Origin of the sequence: Sulfurospirillum halorespirans DSM 13726 (assembly GCF_001723605.1) — a bacterium.
GTDB classification, from domain to species: Bacteria; Campylobacterota; Campylobacteria; order Campylobacterales; family Sulfurospirillaceae; genus Sulfurospirillum; species Sulfurospirillum halorespirans.
The window spans coordinates 2,411,440-2,429,887 of the sequence record NZ_CP017111.1; the positions used below are offsets into that span (position 1 = coordinate 2,411,440).

The 18,448-nt window shown below is 41.7% G+C and carries 19 protein-coding genes; 2 read left to right on the plus strand and 17 right to left on the minus strand.

The window, feature by feature from the left end:
- Nucleotides 1-52: 52 nt before the first annotated feature.
- From SHALO_RS12015 to SHALO_RS12035, 5 genes are read right to left on the minus strand one after another with little or no spacing between them, the layout of a single operon-like run.
- Nucleotides 53-580 carry a MotE family protein gene (locus SHALO_RS12015; RefSeq protein WP_069478743.1) on the minus strand — a complete coding sequence of 176 codons (528 nt, stop codon included), beginning with the start codon at nt 578-580 and terminating at the stop codon, nt 53-55.
- Nucleotides 577-1,011 carry a flagellar export protein FliJ gene (locus SHALO_RS12020; protein WP_025345745.1) on the minus strand — a complete coding sequence of 145 codons (435 nt, stop codon included), beginning with the start codon at nt 1,009-1,011 and terminating at the stop codon, nt 577-579. Before SHALO_RS12020 ends, SHALO_RS12015 begins: the two co-directional genes overlap by 4 nt.
- Nucleotides 1,012-1,061: 50 nt before the next feature.
- Entirely contained in the window at nt 1,062-2,309 is a 1,248-nt protein-coding gene (locus SHALO_RS12025) for an adenylosuccinate synthase (RefSeq protein WP_069478744.1), read from the minus strand.
- Nucleotide 2,310: 1 nt separating this feature from the next.
- Nucleotides 2,311-3,165, minus strand: coding sequence for an ATP phosphoribosyltransferase regulatory subunit (locus SHALO_RS12030; RefSeq protein ID WP_069478745.1), 855 nt, complete (start codon nt 3,163-3,165; stop codon nt 2,311-2,313).
- 2 nt (nt 3,166-3,167) lie between these two features.
- On the minus strand, nt 3,168-4,277 hold the full coding sequence (locus SHALO_RS12035) for a pyridoxal-phosphate-dependent aminotransferase family protein (protein ID WP_069478746.1): 1,110 nt from the start codon (nt 4,275-4,277) through the stop codon (nt 3,168-3,170).
- A gap of 339 nt (nt 4,278-4,616) precedes the next feature.
- Here SHALO_RS12035 and SHALO_RS12040 point away from each other — a divergent pair, with 339 nt between their 5' ends.
- Together SHALO_RS12040 and SHALO_RS12045 are read left to right on the plus strand one after the other, a co-directional pair.
- Entirely contained in the window at nt 4,617-6,479 is a 1,863-nt protein-coding gene (locus tag SHALO_RS12040) for a methyl-accepting chemotaxis protein (RefSeq protein ID WP_069478747.1), read from the plus strand.
- 371 nt (nt 6,480-6,850) lie between these two features.
- Nucleotides 6,851-8,713 (plus strand): methyl-accepting chemotaxis protein, encoded by a 1,863-nt coding sequence (locus SHALO_RS12045; protein ID WP_069478748.1) that lies wholly within the window; start codon nt 6,851-6,853, stop codon nt 8,711-8,713.
- 3 nt (nt 8,714-8,716) lie between these two features.
- On the opposite strand, the gene SHALO_RS12050 is transcribed toward SHALO_RS12045, so the two are convergent.
- The 12 genes from SHALO_RS12050 to rpsD form a co-directional block, all read right to left on the minus strand.
- Nucleotides 8,717-9,373, minus strand: coding sequence for an HAD family hydrolase (locus SHALO_RS12050; protein ID WP_069478749.1), 657 nt, complete (start codon nt 9,371-9,373; stop codon nt 8,717-8,719).
- Nucleotides 9,351-11,345: a transketolase gene (gene tkt, locus SHALO_RS12055; RefSeq protein WP_069478750.1), complete on the minus strand. Its 1,995-nt coding sequence runs from the start codon at nt 11,343-11,345 to the stop codon at nt 9,351-9,353. The genes SHALO_RS12050 and tkt overlap by 23 nt, the downstream gene beginning before the upstream one ends.
- A gap of 7 nt (nt 11,346-11,352) precedes the next feature.
- Nucleotides 11,353-12,213: a polyprenyl synthetase family protein gene (locus SHALO_RS12060; RefSeq protein ID WP_069478751.1), complete on the minus strand. Its 861-nt coding sequence runs from the start codon at nt 12,211-12,213 to the stop codon at nt 11,353-11,355.
- 10 nt (nt 12,214-12,223) lie between these two features.
- Entirely contained in the window at nt 12,224-13,309 is a 1,086-nt protein-coding gene (locus tag SHALO_RS12065; protein WP_069478752.1) for a DUF7488 domain-containing protein, read from the minus strand.
- A 10-nt stretch (nt 13,310-13,319) separates the two neighbouring features.
- Complete coding sequence (locus SHALO_RS12070; protein ID WP_025345753.1) at nt 13,320-13,637, minus strand: YbaB/EbfC family nucleoid-associated protein; 318 nt, start codon at nt 13,635-13,637, stop codon at nt 13,320-13,322.
- Entirely contained in the window at nt 13,637-14,002 is a 366-nt protein-coding gene (panD, locus tag SHALO_RS12075; protein ID WP_069478753.1) for an aspartate 1-decarboxylase, read from the minus strand. The genes SHALO_RS12070 and panD overlap by 1 nt, the downstream gene beginning before the upstream one ends.
- A gap of 44 nt (nt 14,003-14,046) precedes the next feature.
- Nucleotides 14,047-15,360 (minus strand): UDP-N-acetylmuramoyl-L-alanyl-D-glutamate--2,6-diaminopimelate ligase, encoded by a 1,314-nt coding sequence (locus SHALO_RS12080; protein WP_069478754.1) that lies wholly within the window; start codon nt 15,358-15,360, stop codon nt 14,047-14,049.
- Nucleotides 15,361-15,369: 9 nt separating this feature from the next.
- Nucleotides 15,370-15,933 carry a tetratricopeptide repeat protein gene (locus SHALO_RS12085; RefSeq protein WP_025345756.1) on the minus strand — a complete coding sequence of 188 codons (564 nt, stop codon included), beginning with the start codon at nt 15,931-15,933 and terminating at the stop codon, nt 15,370-15,372.
- A complete protein-coding gene (locus SHALO_RS12090; RefSeq protein WP_025345757.1) occupies nt 15,933-16,214 on the minus strand; it encodes a NifU family protein in 282 nt (93 codons plus the stop codon). The genes SHALO_RS12085 and SHALO_RS12090 overlap by 1 nt, the downstream gene beginning before the upstream one ends.
- A gap of 149 nt (nt 16,215-16,363) precedes the next feature.
- Nucleotides 16,364-16,714: a 50S ribosomal protein L17 gene (gene rplQ, locus SHALO_RS12095; RefSeq protein WP_025345758.1), complete on the minus strand. Its 351-nt coding sequence runs from the start codon at nt 16,712-16,714 to the stop codon at nt 16,364-16,366.
- A gap of 3 nt (nt 16,715-16,717) precedes the next feature.
- Nucleotides 16,718-17,731 (minus strand): DNA-directed RNA polymerase subunit alpha, encoded by a 1,014-nt coding sequence (locus tag SHALO_RS12100; protein ID WP_069478755.1) that lies wholly within the window; start codon nt 17,729-17,731, stop codon nt 16,718-16,720.
- Nucleotides 17,732-17,746: 15 nt separating this feature from the next.
- Complete coding sequence (rpsD, locus tag SHALO_RS12105) at nt 17,747-18,373, minus strand: 30S ribosomal protein S4 (RefSeq protein ID WP_025345760.1); 627 nt, start codon at nt 18,371-18,373, stop codon at nt 17,747-17,749.
- Between the last annotated feature and the right edge of the window lie 75 nt (nt 18,374-18,448).

The following is an 18,448-nucleotide window of genomic DNA, read 5'->3' on the forward strand; positions in this document are numbered from 1 at the left end:
GTATCAAACGTAAGGTAAATATCTGTTTAGAGAAAGATCAAGGCAGGTTTTGTCACTCTTTTGTTTGGTTGTTCTCTACAAAAGGAGGCCCTTTTTTAAGCTGTTGTGTAATTTCTGAGGCAATTTGAGGATTCATCTTTGCCAGAATTTGTGAGACTTTTTTCGCCGGCAGTCCAAACATAATTGCAGCTCCCTCATGCACAGGAAGCTTCTCGACAATCGCCGCAGCCGCAGCGTCTTTCATCTTGATGTAGGTTTCATCCAACTTATCATTTTTCTTTGCTTCTACCTGCTCTAAAAGCTTTTTATTCTCTTCCAACATTAAAGCGATCTGTTTCTCTTTGGCGTCGATCTGCTCTTTGGTTTTTGCGAGTGCACTCTCTTTTTCTTTAAGCGCACTTTTTTGTTTTTCAAACAGTGCATTCGTGGCAGCTTGCAAGGCTTCAAACGATTGGCGCGCCTCATCAATCTTCTCTACTTCGTGCAGTAATTCCACTTTTCGATTCTCAAAAATTTGTGTGCAATCAATCGTCTCTGCCCCTAACATCGTTGTTACCAACACGATCCACACATGCTTCATTCGTGACCTTTTTTAGTGAGTTGACCTGCAAACAACATCGTTGATATTTCATCCAAATAGAGCTGTTCTTCACGTTTGATTTTATCCATTAACGCTTGCAACTCTTGCTCTTCGAGGTATTTAATTTTTTCATATTCAACGTGCGCTTTTTGGTATTCGATTTGAAGTTTTTTCGTTGCGCGCTGAACGGTGTAAAGCTCTTGCTCACACCGTTTTTTTTCACGACTTAAGATATTTTTTTGCTCATTGACCATCAAAAGCATGGTAACTAGCCCCTCTTTTGGCATCTGCACAGCAGCAATATCTTCATACAGCGTCGTGATTTTATGGGAAAGCATACGCTCTTTATTTTGGCTTTTCATCAGCTCTTTCTCAATCGTATCGCGCTTTTGTTTACGAATTTTAGCGATCTTTGAGAACTGACTTTTCATCCATTATCACCTTTACATGTAAATCAGTGAAGAAGAGCTTCGCGCTCTTCTTAAAGTATAATTGTATCGTTTCTATCGGGACTTGTGGAGATAAGTCCTATTTTGGTTCCCGTTAAAACTTCAAGGCGTTTGAGATAGGTTTTAGCCGTTTCAGGGAGATCTTCAAACTTACGACATCCCACAACACTCTCCCAACCTGGAAGCTCTTCATAAATCGGTTTAAGATTCTCCAAATCCTCAGGCAAGGTTTCAACTCTTTTTCCATTGACTTCATAGGCGACGCACACTTTGATACTCTCAAATCCATCTAACACATCGAGTTTCATAATGGCAAGATCATCACAGCCGTTGATGCGACTGGCATAACGACATGCCACCGCGTCAAACCAACCGCAACGGCGCGCACGCCCTGTAGACGTACCATATTCATGCCCTTTTTCGCGCAATTGATCACCCTCGGCTCCAAAATCTTCTGTTGGGAAAGGCCCATTTCCCACACGTGTACAGTACGCTTTAACAATGCCCGTCACTTTGCCAATATCTTTAGGATTGAGTCCCAAACCAACACACGCACCTGCACTGATCGTGTTTGAACTCGTTACAAACGGATAGGTTCCATGGTCAATATCAAGCATCGTACCTTGAGCACCCTCTAACAACACTTTTTTATTCTCATCCAGACATGTCCAAATCATATGGGTTGTGTCTGTTAAGAACGGTAAAAGTACTTTCGCATAGCCATCTAACTCTTTTTTAAGCGTCTCATAATTGGGCGTTACGATGCCAAGGGCACTGAAAAGCGCTCGGTTTTCATCGTAAAATTCAACCAAAGCAAGGGTGAGTTTTTCGGTATCGCGAAGCTCTCCCAAACGGTGTCCACTACGCTCAATTTTGCTACCATAACTTGGTCCAATGCCCCGACCTGTTGTACCAATGGCTTTAGCACCTCGTAGTTTCTCTTTGGCTTGATCAATCAAAATGTGGTGATTTAAAATCATATGCGCTTTGTCACTCACAAACAGACGACCTTCCAGTTTATCAAACTGTGCCATCTCTTTAATGAGTGCTTCAGGACAAACGACGACGCCATTGCCAATGACATTGAGTGCTTTGGGATTTAAAATACCAGAGGGAATTAAGTGAAGCGCGTAACGTACGCCATCAACCCAGATCGTGTGACCGGCATTGTGTCCGCCTTGGTAGCGGCACACGACATCGTAATGTTGTGCCATAAGATCAACAATCTTCCCTTTTCCCTCATCGCCCCACTGAATCCCAACAATCATATCCGCTTTCATTTTAGTGTCCATCTCTTTTAATTAATATTTCGATCAAATCATCGGTGTAAAGTCCAAAACCGCTTGAGCCAATGCCCTCACAATCGTAACTTCCACCCGAGCCTAGTGTGTAGTTTTTATAGATAAATCTAAAAAACAGCGCATTATAATAGCGCATTTTTACATAGTAAAGCGGTGCAAAAACAACATTATCGTATGCAATATGAACTGAGAGCGCTTTAAGCTTTTCAAGTTCGCCTTTTAAAACATCAGGAACTTCTTGTATCACAGCTTCAAGCTCCGCTAAGGTTTGCAAGCACGTCAACTTCGTAAGCCATGGAATATCCAGTGCTAAAAGCTTTTGAAGCTCCCCTTTTTCAAAGATTTTAAGATCTAAACCCAGCATTTCAGAGAGAATCTTTGGAATGTTAATATTGCTTACATGTAAAAGCGGTTTAAGCCCAAATTTTTCAAAAATAGACAAACTCGTGGCAATACTCAACGCCAAATCTTCCTCACCAATGAGCTCTGCGCCAATTTGATGCACTTCATGGCTTGGGTAGCGAAACACCGGTTGAATGTAAAACCATTTGGAGTGATTCGTCGTTCTATCCACACGCTTCGTACTTAAGCGAACCACATCCATCGTACTATCGGCCCTTAGAGAGATAATATGGTTTTGCTCATCTGAAAAACGGAGCAACTCCTTAGCATCAATATTTTGGTGCTGATGATAGGAAAAATAAGGCGTCACAATCTCTTCAAATCCCGCTTCATAAAAGAGTTCACTTGCCACTGTTTCAAGCTGACGCTTTAGCTTGGCACTTTTTCCAAAATAAAGCTTGCTTCCTGTGGGTATCTCATGCTCATAAATCATCATTAACCTTGGTAAAATTCTTGGGAAAAGACCCGATTGGCAGTACCATCATACGCACGCTTTCCTAGTTCCGCAAGTGCAAGCTCCACCGCATTGAGCGTCCAAGCTGTCTCGTAAACGTTGATCAATCCCATATGGTTGATTCGAAAGAGGGTATCTTTGATGTGATCTTGTCCGCCTGCCATATTAACACCGTACTTGGTTTTCAAAAGCTTACGGATTTGGCTCGCATCATCATGCAACACCGCACTCATCGCTTTTGCTGGCACTTTAGGATAGATGTGAAGTCCCAACGCTTGCAATGCTTTATTGGTCGCATCGGCTCTTTTTGCTGTATCGGCATAAAGTTTCTCCAAGCCACCCTCAGCATCAATCAGTTCAAACATTGCCACAAGACCGATAACAAGCGTAGTTGCTGCCGTCCATGCCGTGGTGTTTTTGCGTTGATTTTTAAGTTCCGTTTTAAGGTTGAAGTAATACCCAACCCCTCCGTTTTCGATAATTTCTAACGCTTTGGCATTCAACCCAATAAACGCAAGTCCTGGAGGAAGCATCAACGCTTTTTGACTGCCAGAAATCAAGGCATCAACATTCGTCGTATCGACCTTTTCGACACCTACTGCTGTAATGCCATCGGCAATCACCATGATGTTAGGACGAATCGCTTTGACTGCTTTGGCAACTTCTTCAACCGGATGACGAAGTCCGCCTGCACTCTCGCAGACTTGCATACACACCGCGTCAATACTGGCATCGTTTTTGACCAGCTCTACAATCGCATCGACACTTACAGGTGTGTCCCACTCATTTTTAATTTCGACAAACGGTTTGTTGTAGGCAGCACAAATTTTGCCAAAACGCTCGCCAAATTTTCCCGAATTGACAACAATTGCTTTGCTTTGACACAAATGAAGCACGCAGGCTTCCATCGCTCCTGTTCCGCTTGATGCAAGCATTAAAACTTCTTCCATATTAAAAAGCGTGCTTAAATAACCTCTTGCTTTTCCAAAAATAGCCTCAAATTCAGGTGTTCTATGGTGAATAGTGGGTGTGCTCATCGCCATACGAACCGCTTCAGGAACGGGAGTCGGTCCTGGTGTCAAAAGTAACATACGAGATCCTCATTGTGTATAGTTTTAGGAACCATTGTAACAAAATCTTGCTTGTTGTTTCTTTAGTAGAGTTCTCGCAGAACTCTACACACGCTTTTAAAGCAAAGCTCTGAAAGCTACGCTAACACTGGGTTTTCCTTGGCGGAATGCCCATGCACTTTTAGTGCTTTTAATAGTGGTGCACCCTCTTTCCCTGCATCGCCTTTACATGTAAAAAGTCGTTTAAAAATCGTTTTAGTGCCTTAAACTTATACAGTAATCTGATTTCTCTTCTCAATAAAGACTGTTATAATGTGTTTGATTTTATACCATACTATCTGACACTTCAAGGAGTTTTCTGTGTCGTTTAAAGCCAAAATTATTCTCATCATTTCACTGTGTATGCTTTTTAGCTTAAGTATCTTTAGCCTTTTTAGTTATATCGATACAAAGAAAAACAGCACCATACAGGTCGAAAATAGCCTGCAAATGGCATCCAAATCGTTGAGCGATTATATTGACTTATGGTTGTCTACGAAAAAAAGTGCCGCGGAAAGTATGGCGCGTTCTCTCAAAGATGTTGATCTTTTAACCCCCGCCGATCTGACGGATAAACTCTCTGAAACCACTAAAATGCTAGGAGCCTTTGACTCGTATGTGGGATTGGAAGATGGTGCTATGACGTGGGGAAGCGATAAAAAACAACCCAAAGAGTATGACCCAAGGCAGAGACCTTGGTACAAACAAGCCAAAGAGAGTGGAAAACTTGGGATCACCGATGTCTACATTGGCTCCACATCCAAGGTACAGATGATTACCATTATGGCACCCATTTATCGCGAAAAGAGCTTTATCGGCGTTTTTGGAATCGACATTACGCTCGATACCTTGGTGAAAACTATCAATGATGTTAATTTCAACGGTGGGTATGGCATGTTGCTGGACAGTAAAAACAGCTACATTGTCCACCCCGATAAAGAAAAGCTGGGAAAAGAGTCCACCTTTGCTTCCCAATTGGGAAAAGCAGAAGATCTTGTGGAGTATGAACTGGGTGGTATTCATAAGATTTTTGCTTACCACGTTTCAAAAGAGGCAGGATGGACGCCGGGCATCACCTTTGATAAAGAGGTCGCCTACAGCTTCTTAACGAAACAGATGAGTGAGCTGTTTATCGCAGGCGTGGTGATGTTAGCCCTTTCGATTGCACTGATGATCTTTTTTATCAAAACCCTTTTAAAACCACTGGATAACTTGAATGCCGTGGTTAAAGAGCTCTCCAGTAGCGAGGGAGATCTAAGGCAGAGACTGGAAGCCTCTTCCAAAGATGAGTTTGCGCAAGTTTCAGGCAATATCAATATATTTATCGAAAAACTGCATGAAATCGTAAAAAAATCCAAAAGCATCAGTAATGAAAATGCTTCGATCTCTGAAGAGCTCTCACGGACTGCCGCAGAGGTTGTGAAAAATGTTGGTTCCGAATCCAAGATTGTGGAAACGACCAAAGAAGAGGGAATCGCTCTGGTAAAAAGTCTTGAAACCTCGGTGATCAAAGCTAAAAATTCCCAAGAAGCACTGAGTCAAACGCAACATGACATCGTCGAAGTCAAAAGCAAAGTTGAACAACTGGAATCCACGATGCAAGCCACCGCGATTAAAGAGCAGAGTTTAGCCCAAAGACTTGATAACGTCAGCCACAATGCCAATGAAGTGAAAGATGTCTTAGGCGTCATTCGCGATATTGCCGATCAAACCAATCTTTTAGCACTTAATGCGGCGATAGAAGCGGCACGTGCGGGAGAGCATGGACGAGGGTTTGCCGTTGTTGCCGATGAAGTACGAAAACTAGCCGAACGTACCCAAAAAGGGCTGGTTGAGATCGATGCGACGATCAATGTTGTGGTACAATCCATCATGGATGCCAATAATGACATCACTCAAAATGTCCAAGAGGTACAAGCCTTAGCGTCTATTACAGCAGACCTTCAAAAAGGGATGAACAATGTGGCGAACATCATTCACGCGACGATTGATGCCTCCAACTATACCGTCAATGACTTTATTGAGACCTCAACGAAGATTAAAAAAATTGTTGAAGAGATTGAGCAGATCAATGTAATCTCGAAAGAGAATGTTGGAAGCATTGACAACGTTTCTAAAGCATCCGAACATTTACATGTAATGACGGAAAACCTCAACAATGAGCTGGGAAAATTTAAGTCTTAATCTCATTAGAGTTCTTACAGAACTCTTGACACGTTTTCAAAGCCAAGCTTCAAAAACTACGTTAACACTGGGTAATCTTCGGCAGAAAGCCCACGCACCTTTGGTGCTTTTCTTCTTGCAAAATAAATTTTGCAAGAAGTCTATTATATAAACGTCCAATCACGCTTTGTCTTTGGACGTTCGTTTGACATTTTAGTAACATATCCGTAATCCCAAGAGGCTATAATCCTCCTATTTCAGCAAAAAAATGACTATTATCCTATTAAAGTCTCGTTTTCGTCACAAAAGAGACGCTATAATTAAAAATTAATATTGAAAATACACTTTAAGTATTTTACATGTAAACACTCTCTCACACAAAGGAGTTCTTGATGCAATTCAAAACAAAAGTAACCCTAATTATCGCTCTTCTTATCTGTATCAGTCTTAGCGCATTTGGCGTAGTAAGCTATATCGATACCAAGAAAAACAGCATTACGCAAGTTGAGGCAAATCTCAAGATGGCATCAAGCTCACTTACCGATTATATTGATCTTTGGATATTAGGGCAAAAAAATATTCTGAGTAGTTCGGCTAGAATGCTGAGTGATATGGAAGAGATGAGTGAAGAACAGATCAAGACAATTTTGAAAGAAACTACGAAAACAACGGGTGGAAAAGACAGCTTTTTAGGGTTTGAAACAAGTGGTGTCATGATTTATGGTACCAATACTACGCCTAAAGTTGATCCTCGAAAACGTCCATGGTATACCCTTGCTATGGCAACGCAAAAAGTGAGTGTAACCGATATTTATATAGGTTCGGCGGAACCTATCAATCTAATTGCAGTAACAGCACCGATTGTCAAAAATGGGAAAATTATTGGTGCAGTTGCGACCATGTTTGACTTAAGCCGTGTTGTCAAAGCGGTGAGTGATGTTAAAATAAACGGTGGCTATGGAATGCTTTTGGATACTAAAAAGACCATTATTGCCCATCCCAAAGCCGATCGCTTGGGCAAAGAATCAAATCTCAAACCTTATCTTACCGGTCAACCAGAAGGTTTGATTGAATATACACAAGATGGAGAAAATAAACTTTTTGCCTTTAAAGCTTCTGAAGAGACCAACTGGATTCCAGGCATCGCATTTGATAAAGAGACCGCGTATGCCTTTCTTAATAGCCAAATTAAAGAGCTTTTTGTCATGGGTCTGATTATGCTTGTTCTCTCTATTGCGATTATGGCATATCTAATTAAAATGCTTCTTCAACCACTTGAACGACTCAATAATGTGGTCAAAGACCTCTCCAGTTCAGAAGGCGATCTCAGACAAAGGCTTGAAGCTAACAGCCACGATGAGTTTGGGCAAGTGTCAGGCAACATTAATCGTTTTATTGAAAAACTACACGATATTGTGAAAAAATCCAAAGAGATTAGCAATGAAAATGCTTCCATCTCTGAAGAGCTTTCTCGTACAGCCTCTGAAGTGGTACGCAATGTGGATGCCGAAGCAAAAATCGTCAGCAAAACCAAAGAGAGCGGCATTGCCCTTACCAACGCCATTGAAGCATCGGTTCAAAAAGCAACCACCTCACAAGAAGCACTGCGTAAAACACAACAAGATATCAACACTGTTAAAAATCAAGCCGAGCATTTAGAGCGCACGATGCAAGAAACAGCGGTTAAAGAGCAAAGCTTGGCAGATAGGCTCAATACGGTTAGTCACAATGCCAATGAGGTCAAAGAGGTGCTCAGCATCATCCGCGATATTGCCGATCAGACCAATCTTCTTGCACTCAACGCGGCGATTGAAGCGGCACGTGCAGGTGAACATGGACGTGGTTTTGCTGTCGTTGCCGATGAAGTACGAAAACTCGCCGAACGTACCCAAAAAAGTTTGGTGGAGATTGATGCAACGATCAACGTCGTGGTGCAATCCATCATGGACGCCAACACCGACATCGCTCATAACGCAACCGAGGTCAACGCCCTTGCTGCCATCTCGATGGAGCTTCAAAATGGCATGAATACAATTGATACAACGGTTCAAAAAACAATTGAAGATGCCCATGCAACGGTGGATAATTTTGTGCATACCGCAGCGCAGATTAAAGGTATGGTGGAAGAGATTGAGAAGATCAATGTGATCTCAAAAGAGAATGTCACGAGCATCGACAATGTCTCTCAAGCCTCCGAGCATCTTCACACGATGACAGAAAATCTCAATAACGAACTCGGAAAATTTAAGTCTTAAGTATTAAACCTCAGCGAGAAGTTTTATCACATCGCTGGGGTTTCTTACAAGGTATTTTGCCCCATGCGCTCTTAATTCCGCCTCTTCTCTAAATCCCCACAAAGCACCCACAGCGATCATTCCAGCGTTATTAGCGGTTTGCATATCGATCATTGTATCCCCCAAATAATAACACTCATTTGGCTTTACATGTAAAAGAGAAGAGATCTCTAAAGCGCCCTCGGGGTGGGGCTTTCGTGGAATGCCTTCGCGCGCACCAAAAACAACGTCAAACTTCCATTCGCGCAAATATTTCATCGCACACATTTTGGTGAAGGAGTCTGGTTTATTGGAGAGTATCGCCATCTTAAAGCCTCGTTTTTGCAAGAAGGTGAGCATTTTACTGATACCATCATAAAGCGTGGTATTTTGATTGAACTGCTTTGCATAATGGCTTTGAAACAACGAAACGGCTTCTTGAATCCGTTCAGGCGTTTGAGGGTTGGAGGCGAAGATGTTTTCAAACAGTTTGAAAACACCCTCCCCTACGAAATAGCGGTATTTTTCACGTTCCTGAACTTCAAATCCAAGCGAAACAAGCGCAAAATTAGCACTGATGGCAATGTCTTCTAATGTATCAAGAAGCGTGCCATCAAGGTCAAATACAATGTTTTTTTTCATTATCGTGTTCTAGTTCAGCTTTAAGCGCTTCATAGTCAAGCCCTAAAAATTCACACGCACTCTTTGTTGCTTTGTGCGCGGTAAAGCCAAATTTATCAAATAAAAGTTCTGCTGGACCACTCGCACCAAAACGCTCCATACAGATGACTTTATCCGCATAGCGGTACCATTCAATCCCAGCCCCCGCTTCAATCGCAATGACTTTGGTTTGTGGCTCAATGATCGTTTGAATATACGCCTCATCTTGCTCATTTAAAAGATCAAAACACGGCACACTGACCATATTGCTTGGAATGCCAAACATTGAAAGATAGCATGCCACTTCCAACGCAAGATAGACTTCACTTCCACTTGCCATCAAGGTAACTTGTGCGTTTTCACGTCGTTTTAAAAGATAACCGCCATTTTCCACATCGCCGTGCGCGCGATCGTCTTTAAGTGCTCGAAGCTTTTGGCGTGAGCAGACAAATGCCGCAGGCGCTTGCATACTGAGAGCCTTTTTCCATGCTTTCACATTTTCTCTACCATCGCATGGACGGTAAACGTAGAAGTTTGGAAGCGCTCTAAATTGACTCAGTTGTTCAATCGGCTGGTGCGTTGGGCCATCTTCGCCTACACCGATGCTGTCGTGCGTCCAGATGTAAAAATTTTTCAGTTTCATGAGTGCTGCTAAACGCACTGAGGGTTTCATATAATCGCTAAAGATAAAAAAGGTCGCTCCAAAAGGGATAAACAAGCCGTACAACGCAAACGCGTTGATGATCGCTCCCATCGCATGTTCACGAATACCAAAGTGAATGTTACGACCAAGTGGATAATCGCCAAGTCCTGTCAGCTCACTTTTATTGGAAGGGCCAAGATCGGCACTGCCGCCTAAAAAGCCTGGAATCGCTTGTGCAATCGCGTTGAGAATTTTTCCATTGCTATCGCGTGTTGCGACATCACTCTCAAAATTTGGCCACTCAATTTTTGAAAAATCAGGATTTAACAGTGCTTCTAAAAGAGCTTTTTGATCACTGCTCAGGTCATTTTTCACGCGTGCATTCCAATTTGCCTCTGCCAAATCACCTTTCTCAAGGGCGCAACTAAAGCGCGCATAGACATCTTCATCGACACTAAAACTTTTTTCAGGATCAAACCCTGCTTTGATTTTAGAGTTTTTAATCTCTTCGCATCCTAAGGGGGCACCATGGGCGTGGTGACTTCCTTCCATCTGGCATGCACCTTTTGCAATGGTTGTATCCGCGATAATCAAATAAGGCTTTGTTTGCTCTTTCGATTGCTCTAGGACCGCATTAATCTCATCAAAATCATGCCCATCAATGCGCGAAACTTCCCACCCTTGCGCTTCAAAGCGGTGCTTCACATCTTCGCTCCATGCAATGGAGGTATCGCCCTCAATCGTAATCGCATTGCTATCGTAAATCACGACTAAATTATCTAAAGAAAGATGCCCCGCAAGTGAACACGCTTCATAGCTAATGCCCTCTTGTAAATCGCCATCGCCACACAAGCAGTAGACTTTATGGGTAATCACTTCTGCTTTGGGTTGGTTGAGGACGGTTGCAGCATATTTAGCAGCCATGGCAAACCCCACGGCATTGGTAATACCTTGTCCAAGAGGGCCTGTGGTGACTTCAACACCAGGAACATCGCCGTACTCTGGGTGACCAGGTGTTTTACTTCCAAGTTGTCTAAAGTTTTGTAAATCTTCTAAGCTAATATCATAACCGCTTAAATGTAAAAAAGAGTAGACGAGTGCGGAAGCATGACCTCCACTGAAAACCAAACGGTCACGGTTCAACCACTTTGGATTTTTAGGATTGTGCGTGATATGGCGTGCTAAAATAGTGACGATGTCTGCCAAACCCATAGGAGCGCCTGGATGTCCACTGTTCGCACGTTGCACCATATCGGCTGCCAAAAAACGGATCGTATCGGCTTGTTTTTTCAATATTTTTTTATTTTCCATCGTATATCTATCCTTTAAAATATGCTTCTACAATGCTTTTAAGTCTGTGTGACAAAGCTGCATCAAGCTTTTCTAATTCACCATCCAATTCCAAAAGAAGTTTTTGCTTCACCTCTTGAGCCGATTCCAATCCTAGCAAATTGACAAATGAGTTTTTATGCCCGTCATTGTGCGTAGGTTTGCCAGCCTCTTCACTTGAGAGCGTTGCATCGATGATGTCATCTTGTACTTGGAACAAAAGCCCAAGTTTTAGACCAAACTGATAGAGTGCTTCTTGAATCGTTTTATCCAATTCACAGATCACAGCCCCCATCACCAGCGACGCTGCAATAAGTTTGGCTGTTTTATGAAGGTGTAAAAATGTCAACTCTTCGACATTCAAACGTTTATCTTCAAAAAAACAGTCAATGGCTTGACCCAAAACCATACCATGAATTCCCGAATTGCTCGACAAAATGGAGACCAGTTTTATCTTGATCTCAGCACTGAGAGGAGCATTGGCTAAAAGATAAAACGCGTGGGTGTTGAGGGCATCTCCGATGAGCACCGCAGTGGTTTCATCATAGCTTACATGTAAGGTTGGGTGCCCTCGTCTAAGGGCTGCATCGTCCATGCACGGTAGATCATCGTGAATCAGCGAATAGGTATGCATCATCTCCAAACCAAGGGCTACATGTAAAGCATTTTCAACCAAAAGAGGCTGAGAGCTTTCAACCACACTGAGCAGTAATAAGGGGCGAAATCGCTTTCCCCCAACATCAAGCATTTCACCCAATGCTTGGTTAAAATGGGGGTGAAAACTCTCCACAACGGGGAGTTTTGCTTTTAAAAACAGTTCAAACTTTGCAATTAACTCTTTAGAACTCAAAAGATCCCTTTCAACGCGTCAATGTTACAAAAAATTGGAAATCATCACGATCAAATAAAAGACTCACTTCGCGGTTACGATTTTTTGCCAAATAAGCATCTGCCTCAGTAACACGCTCTATGGGAAGTTGCTCCACTTGCATTAAACGATCTCCCACTTTAAGACCACTTTGTTCAGCAAAAGAGCCACGCGCAATCTCTTTAATACGAAGATTTGTGTCAAACTTAAATCCCTTGCTCTGCAGATAACTCTCTTTTTTAACCTCAGGAATCGGCACTTTTTTCTTTACTTCCTCTTTTTTAGGAAGCGGTTTAGGCGCTAGTAAATTTTCTTCCATCCAAGCATTATTGCGCTGAAGTTGTGCACTTACTTTGCTCAAATCTTTAAGACCTCTGAGGGCATCTGCAAACTCGGCAACGTTTTTCACAGATTTTCCATTCAAGCGTGTAATCACATCGCCCATTTTGAGCTTCGCCTCTTTCACATTGGAATCCACAAAATCAACAATGACGCTCTCATTCCCATCCACAACACGTACACCTAACTCTTGAAATGAAGCGGTTTTACCTTCGATGAAAAGCTTCAATGCTTCTGAGCCAATAAAAAATTTATCACCAATACCAAGGCCATACATTTCACAGCAAAGACCACCCACGAGGGTACTCACTTCGCCCACGCCACCAAATTCAAAGAGCTCATTGACACTGTTTCCGATTTTAGACGCATTAACAGCGATGAGGGAGTTATCGGTCATACTGACAAGCCATTCACCCAGCTTTAATTCACTGGTTGGCTTTAGTTTTACAGGCACCAAAGGTTTTGGAGAATCGAACAGATAGAGATTGGAGTAGTAATCAAACCGAACATACGGAACACTCGGTTTCTCTTTGGAATACGCAACAGCTTGTTTTTCACTAATAGCAATAGCACGCGTTGAGCCAAAAGAGACAATGGAGTGTCTGTTTTTTTCATAACATTGTGAAAAATCGGGATAAACAAACTCTGCTTTGGAAGCAGGAGCTGGCGTAGATGCTGGCACATCGGCTGCACAAAGAGCCCCGGTTATTAAGAGAAGAAAGAGTCCTAGACGTTTCACATACTACTCCTTAATTTTTCGCGCCAAATCCCCCAATGCCGGAGAGCATCTGAGTCGTCGCTAGTTTTTTATTCTCTTCTACCATTTTGGAGACATCGTTCATCGCACTGATCAGTAAAATCTGCAACGACTCTTTGTCCCCAAGCAGTGAATCATCAAGCGTTATATCAATAACTTCACCGTTACCATTCATGCTCACACTCACCATTCCACCGCCGCTTTTAGCGGTAAATTGCTTACTGCTTGCATCTTCGTGCATTTTTTGAGCTTGCTTTTGCGCCTCTTCAAGCATCGCACCCACTTTTGAAAGATCAAAATTTTCAAACATCAGATGTAATCTCTCACTTCGACCAATGTATTATTTTCATCCACCAAAGCAACCGTTGGCTTAAAGGTTTTGAGCTCTTCTTCACTCATATGCGCGTAGGCTATGATGATGATCTTATCGCCAATATGGGCTTTGCGAGCCGCCGCACCGTTTAGGCAAATATCTTTTCCGCCCGCTTTTCCCTCAATCACATAGGTGGTAAAGCGCTCACCATTGTTAATGTTCACGACTTCGACTTTTTGCCCTACATGAAGGTTAGAAGCCTCTATTAACTCTTTATCAATTGTAATCGAACCAACATAGTTCAAATTTGCATCTGTAACCGTGGCTCTGTGAATTTTGCTGTATAGCATCTCAAGCGTCATCGCTTTTATACCTCTTCTGGATTAAGAAATTTGTTTATTTTACCCTATTTTTGCTTAGCCCATTGAGCGATAAGCTCTCTTACGACGCTACGATCATCAAAAGGATATTTTTTACCCTTGATCTCTTGATACGTTTCATCCCCTTTTCCAAGGATCAGAAGCACTTCATTGGGAGCTTGCATCCTCAATGCTTTTTCAATCGCTTCGTGGCGATCTACTTCTACATGTAAAGATTCATGATGATTCATTCCTGCCAAAATTTCAGTGATAATACTTTGGGGATCTTCAGAGCGTGGATTATCGCTGGTTACGACAATTTTTTTAGCATAACGCTGAGCCATCGCTCCCATTTTTGGGCGTTTCGTGCGATCTCTATCACCTCCTGCTCCAAAAACCACGACAAGGTCGCGCTCTTTCATACTATCAAGCACCTTCTCCATGCCATCGGGTGTATGGGCAAAATCAACGATCACCAAAGGATCCTGACTGACGACCTCCATACGACCTTCCACGCCACCAAAGTGCTCTAACGCTTCGCAGATAGACTCCATGGGAGCAACCCCTAACATATCGACGGCACTGATCGCGGCAAGAAGGTTGTAGAGGTTAAAAAAGCCATGTAAGGGGGATTCAAACTCATACACTTTTTCAATCTTCGCAACCGCCGCACTGATGCCCTCTTTGAGCGAATACGCCAAAATTTTATAGGTTGCAGGATGTTCGATCCCATAACTCATCGCGTTCGTGCGGTTAAAACGAATTTTGCTCTCATCTTTGTTGATGAGTTTCAAACTCTCATCGTCAAAAAAGCGACTCTTTACGGCAATATATTCATCAATCGTTTTGTGAAAATCGAGATGATCTTGCGTGACATTGGTCAAAATCTTCAAAGCAAAAGCAATCCCATCGATGCGGTTTTGCACAATGGCATGCGAGCTTACTTCCATCACAAAATACTCACAGCCTGCTTCTACGGCGAGTTTGAGGTTGTGAATCGTCTGTAAAATGGGCGGTGTTGTAAGGCTTTTCTCTTCGATGCGATGATCGTTGATAAAACACCCTCGCGTTCCTTGCAAACCCACTTTTTTGCCAAGATCAAGCAGTATGGAGTAAATAGCAGCCGCTGTGGTTGTTTTACCATTCGTACCCGTAATGCCAATGATTTTAATCGCATCACGGATACCAAGCAGATCCAAGCACGCTTTAGGTGAGATGATGTGAGTGCAGCCATGATCACGCGCACTTTGCTCATACATCGCGTTCAGTTTGGTTAAAACAAAGATGCTTGAGGCATCACATTCGTTTGAATTGTCGGTTACATGTAAAAATGTATTATGATTTGGAAGTTCTATTTTCAAGATGATTCTCTATTTTTGTGCTTTTTTAATCAGCGATAAAAGCTGCTCATCGTTCGGGAAAAGCGTGACGGCACTCTCAAGATAATTCAGGGACATTTCGATAAAACCATTCTCAATCAGTCTGGCTAAAAAGTCAACAAAATCCTCTTTTTTCGAGATGATGACTTTGGTGGAGAACATAATGTCTTCAAATGCCTCTTTAAAGCTACCACGCGCTTCAATCAGTGTCATAAAATCTTCATATTTAATGCCGTTTTCTGCATTAATACGTGCTTCAAAATCACTCTCTTTAAACAAATGCGCTATTTTTTCACTGTGTTCTTCCACGGAGTTAATGATCTCTTCCATCACCTCTTCACAATCTTCAGCACCATTCTCTTTGGTTAAAATATAATACTCAAAAAGCGCCATGGCTTGTTCTTCATTCTGTGTTGCCATATCGCATAAAATAGCTCCAATGCGAGCTTCTTTTGATTGAGGATCAACACTCAGTGCTAATGCAAACTGAAGCATTGCCTCTTGGAAATTTTTTGTGTAAAATTTTTCAATCCCTTTGGTAATATAAGCGTTCATTACTCTCCAATTGCTTCAAACTCATGTTCCATCCCAGGTAAAATATTTACAACTTCAAGCTCAGGATGAATATCAATTCTTAATTGGCGTTCTACGCCGTATTTCAGTGTTTGTCCACTGGATGCGCACCCTTGGCAGGCACCTTGAAGTTGAACAAAAACACGTCCGCTTTTTATGCCTAATAATGTCAGTCCACCGCCGTCTAATGCAAGCATTGGCTTAATTTTTTCAAGTGATTTTTCGACAACGGGAAGCAACTCTTCGTCACTAAATGGTATCATAGATTCTCCTATAGCAAAAGTATCTAATTTAACAATAGTTTGAGTTAAAAGTGACTTAATTTTTAGTGGGGAAAGAAGTGTTTAGGGTAAAAAAAATTTAACGCATAAAAGCTTGGGAGCAAGCCGCTCCCAAAGCAAAAAAGTGAGATTTAGACGAGTTCTAAAAACGCCATAGGCGCTGCATCGCCTTTTCTGATACGTGTTTTTATAATACGGGTGTAACCACCATTTCTCTCAACATATTTAGGTGCGATCTCATTAACCAATTTTTTAGTACACTCTTTATCTTGAAGTGCAGCAAAAACAGTTTTGTGAGCATGATCGCCACCAACTCCTGCTTGCGTAATCAATTTTTCAACAAATCCTCTAAGCTCTTTTGCTTTAGGAACTGTTGTCTCGATTTTCTCATATTTAATGACAGCTATAGCCAAGTTCTTCAACAACGCCGCTCTGTGTGATGAAGTACGACCAAGCTTTCTGTATCCGTGCTTATGTCTCATAAATTAACCCTCGTTGGCTTCAGATTTTAAATCTTCAATTTTTTTCTTGAGCAAACTTGCCGTCTCGTCAGAGAAATTATATCCAACAGGATAACCACTCTCTTCCATAACTTGTCTGATCTCTTCTAACGATTTCTTGCCTAGATTTTTGAGGTTTTTAAGTTCTAACTCGCTCATTAAAGCAAGCTCGCCAATAAATTTCACCTCTGCTCTATCTAAACAGTTGAAGCTACGAGCACTTAGATTTAACTCTTCAATACTCTGTAATAGCTTACCAAGCTCCACATTCTCATTAGAACTCTCACTTTTTGGAGCTACTGCAATATCCAAAATGCCATTAAAAACAGACATTTGTGAATACATTGCTTCAAGTGAATTTTTAAAAGCTTCGATTGGAGAAACAAGTCCGTCTGTTTCAATCGTGAAAACAATTTTCTCATAGTTAGGATTGTCTTCAACCAAAACATTCTCAATATCGTACACAGCTCTTTTTACAGGGGTAAAGAAAGCATCCAGTGCAATATAATCTTCTCCAACCAAACCTCTAATGTTCTCACTTGGAACATAGCCGATCCCTTTTTCAAGGATTAAAGAGAAGTTAAACTCTGCATCTTCATTGATCGTTGCCAAATAACCATCTGGTGTAACAATCTCAATGTGAGCATTGGCTAAATCACTTCCCTTAATCTCTTTTGGTCCAGTAAATGAGTAGTTAACCTCTACACGTTTCTCATCGCCTTTGATTTTGAAACGAATATTTTTAAGGTTAATGATGAAAAGAGCAACATCTTCAAGCATACCGCGCATGCTATCAAATTCATGGGTTACGCCTTCAATCTTTACAGCCGTTGGGGCAGATCCTACGGTACTGCTTAAAAGCAATCTACGTAAAGGATGTGCCAAGGTTACCGCAAAACCAGATTCAAATGGGTATGCACTAATTTGAACCTTATTTGCCGCAATAGTCTCTACCTCAATTTCAGTTGGCATGTAAGCTGATGTATTGATTTTTTTCATATACTACCTACTTTATTATTTAGAGTATAGCTCAACGATTAATCTTTCTTCAACCGGAATCACTACTTCTTCTCTCTCAGGGATGCGTGTAAAAATACCCATTGCTTTTTCTCTCTCAACATCAACCCATGGCGCAATACCAGTTTGTTGTGTTAATTCAAGAGCTCTTTTTACTTGTGGGTTATTTTTAGATTTTTCACAAACCTCAATTTTCTCACCTGCACGCACAACATAGGAAGGAATGTCGACTCTGCTACCATTCACTAAAATATGTCCATGTGTGACTAATTGACGTGCAAATCTTCGTGTTGTTGCAAATCCCATACGGTAAACAACATTATCAAGTCTTCTTTCGATAAGAAGGACAAGGTTAATACCTGTATTTCCCTCTTTACGAGCTGCTTCGTCAAATATACGTCTGAATTGTTTTTCAGAAACTCCATACATAAATTTAGCTTTTTGTTTCTCTCTTAATTGGAGTCCATACTCGCTAATTTTTGATCTTCTTTGTCCGTGTTGACCTGGTGCATATGGTCGCTTATCTAACGCACTTTTACCAGCAAGTCTGCGCTCACCTTTAAGGGCTAAGCTGACACCAAGTCTTCTTTCGAGCTTCTCGACTGGTCCTCTATATCTTGCCATTTTTTCTCCTAATCTATTGCATAAACGAAAAAATTATTTTGTTTCTCTCAAAGACGTTCTATTCTAAAAATTAGA

Coding starts and splice junctions, on each gene's coding strand:
- SHALO_RS12020 (WP_025345745.1), bottom strand. CDS start 1,011: ATGAAAAGTCAGTTCTCAAAGATCGCTAAAATTCGTAAACAAAAGCGC.
- SHALO_RS12085 (WP_025345756.1), bottom strand. CDS start 15,933: ATGAACGCTTATATTACCAAAGGGATTGAAAAATTTTACACAAAAAAT.
- SHALO_RS12035 (WP_069478746.1), bottom strand. CDS start 4,277: ATGTTACTTTTGACACCAGGACCGACTCCCGTTCCTGAAGCGGTTCGT.
- SHALO_RS12030 (WP_069478745.1), bottom strand. CDS start 3,165: ATGATTTATGAGCATGAGATACCCACAGGAAGCAAGCTTTATTTTGGA.
- panD (WP_069478753.1), bottom strand. CDS start 14,002: ATGACGCTTGAGATGCTATACAGCAAAATTCACAGAGCCACGGTTACA.
- SHALO_RS12045 (WP_069478748.1), top strand. CDS start 6,851: ATGCAATTCAAAACAAAAGTAACCCTAATTATCGCTCTTCTTATCTGT.
- SHALO_RS12100 (WP_069478755.1), bottom strand. CDS start 17,731: ATGAAAAAAATCAATACATCAGCTTACATGCCAACTGAAATTGAGGTA.
- tkt (WP_069478750.1), bottom strand. CDS start 11,345: ATGGAAAATAAAAAAATATTGAAAAAACAAGCCGATACGATCCGTTTT.
- rplQ (WP_025345758.1), bottom strand. CDS start 16,714: ATGAGACATAAGCACGGATACAGAAAGCTTGGTCGTACTTCATCACAC.
- SHALO_RS12050 (WP_069478749.1), bottom strand. CDS start 9,373: ATGAAAAAAAACATTGTATTTGACCTTGATGGCACGCTTCTTGATACA.
- rpsD (WP_025345760.1), bottom strand. CDS start 18,373: ATGGCAAGATATAGAGGACCAGTCGAGAAGCTCGAAAGAAGACTTGGT.
- SHALO_RS12025 (WP_069478744.1), bottom strand. CDS start 2,309: ATGAAAGCGGATATGATTGTTGGGATTCAGTGGGGCGATGAGGGAAAA.
- SHALO_RS12015 (WP_069478743.1), bottom strand. CDS start 580: ATGAAGCATGTGTGGATCGTGTTGGTAACAACGATGTTAGGGGCAGAG.
- SHALO_RS12090 (WP_025345757.1), bottom strand. CDS start 16,214: ATGATACCATTTAGTGACGAAGAGTTGCTTCCCGTTGTCGAAAAATCA.
- SHALO_RS12070 (WP_025345753.1), bottom strand. CDS start 13,637: ATGTTTGAAAATTTTGATCTTTCAAAAGTGGGTGCGATGCTTGAAGAG.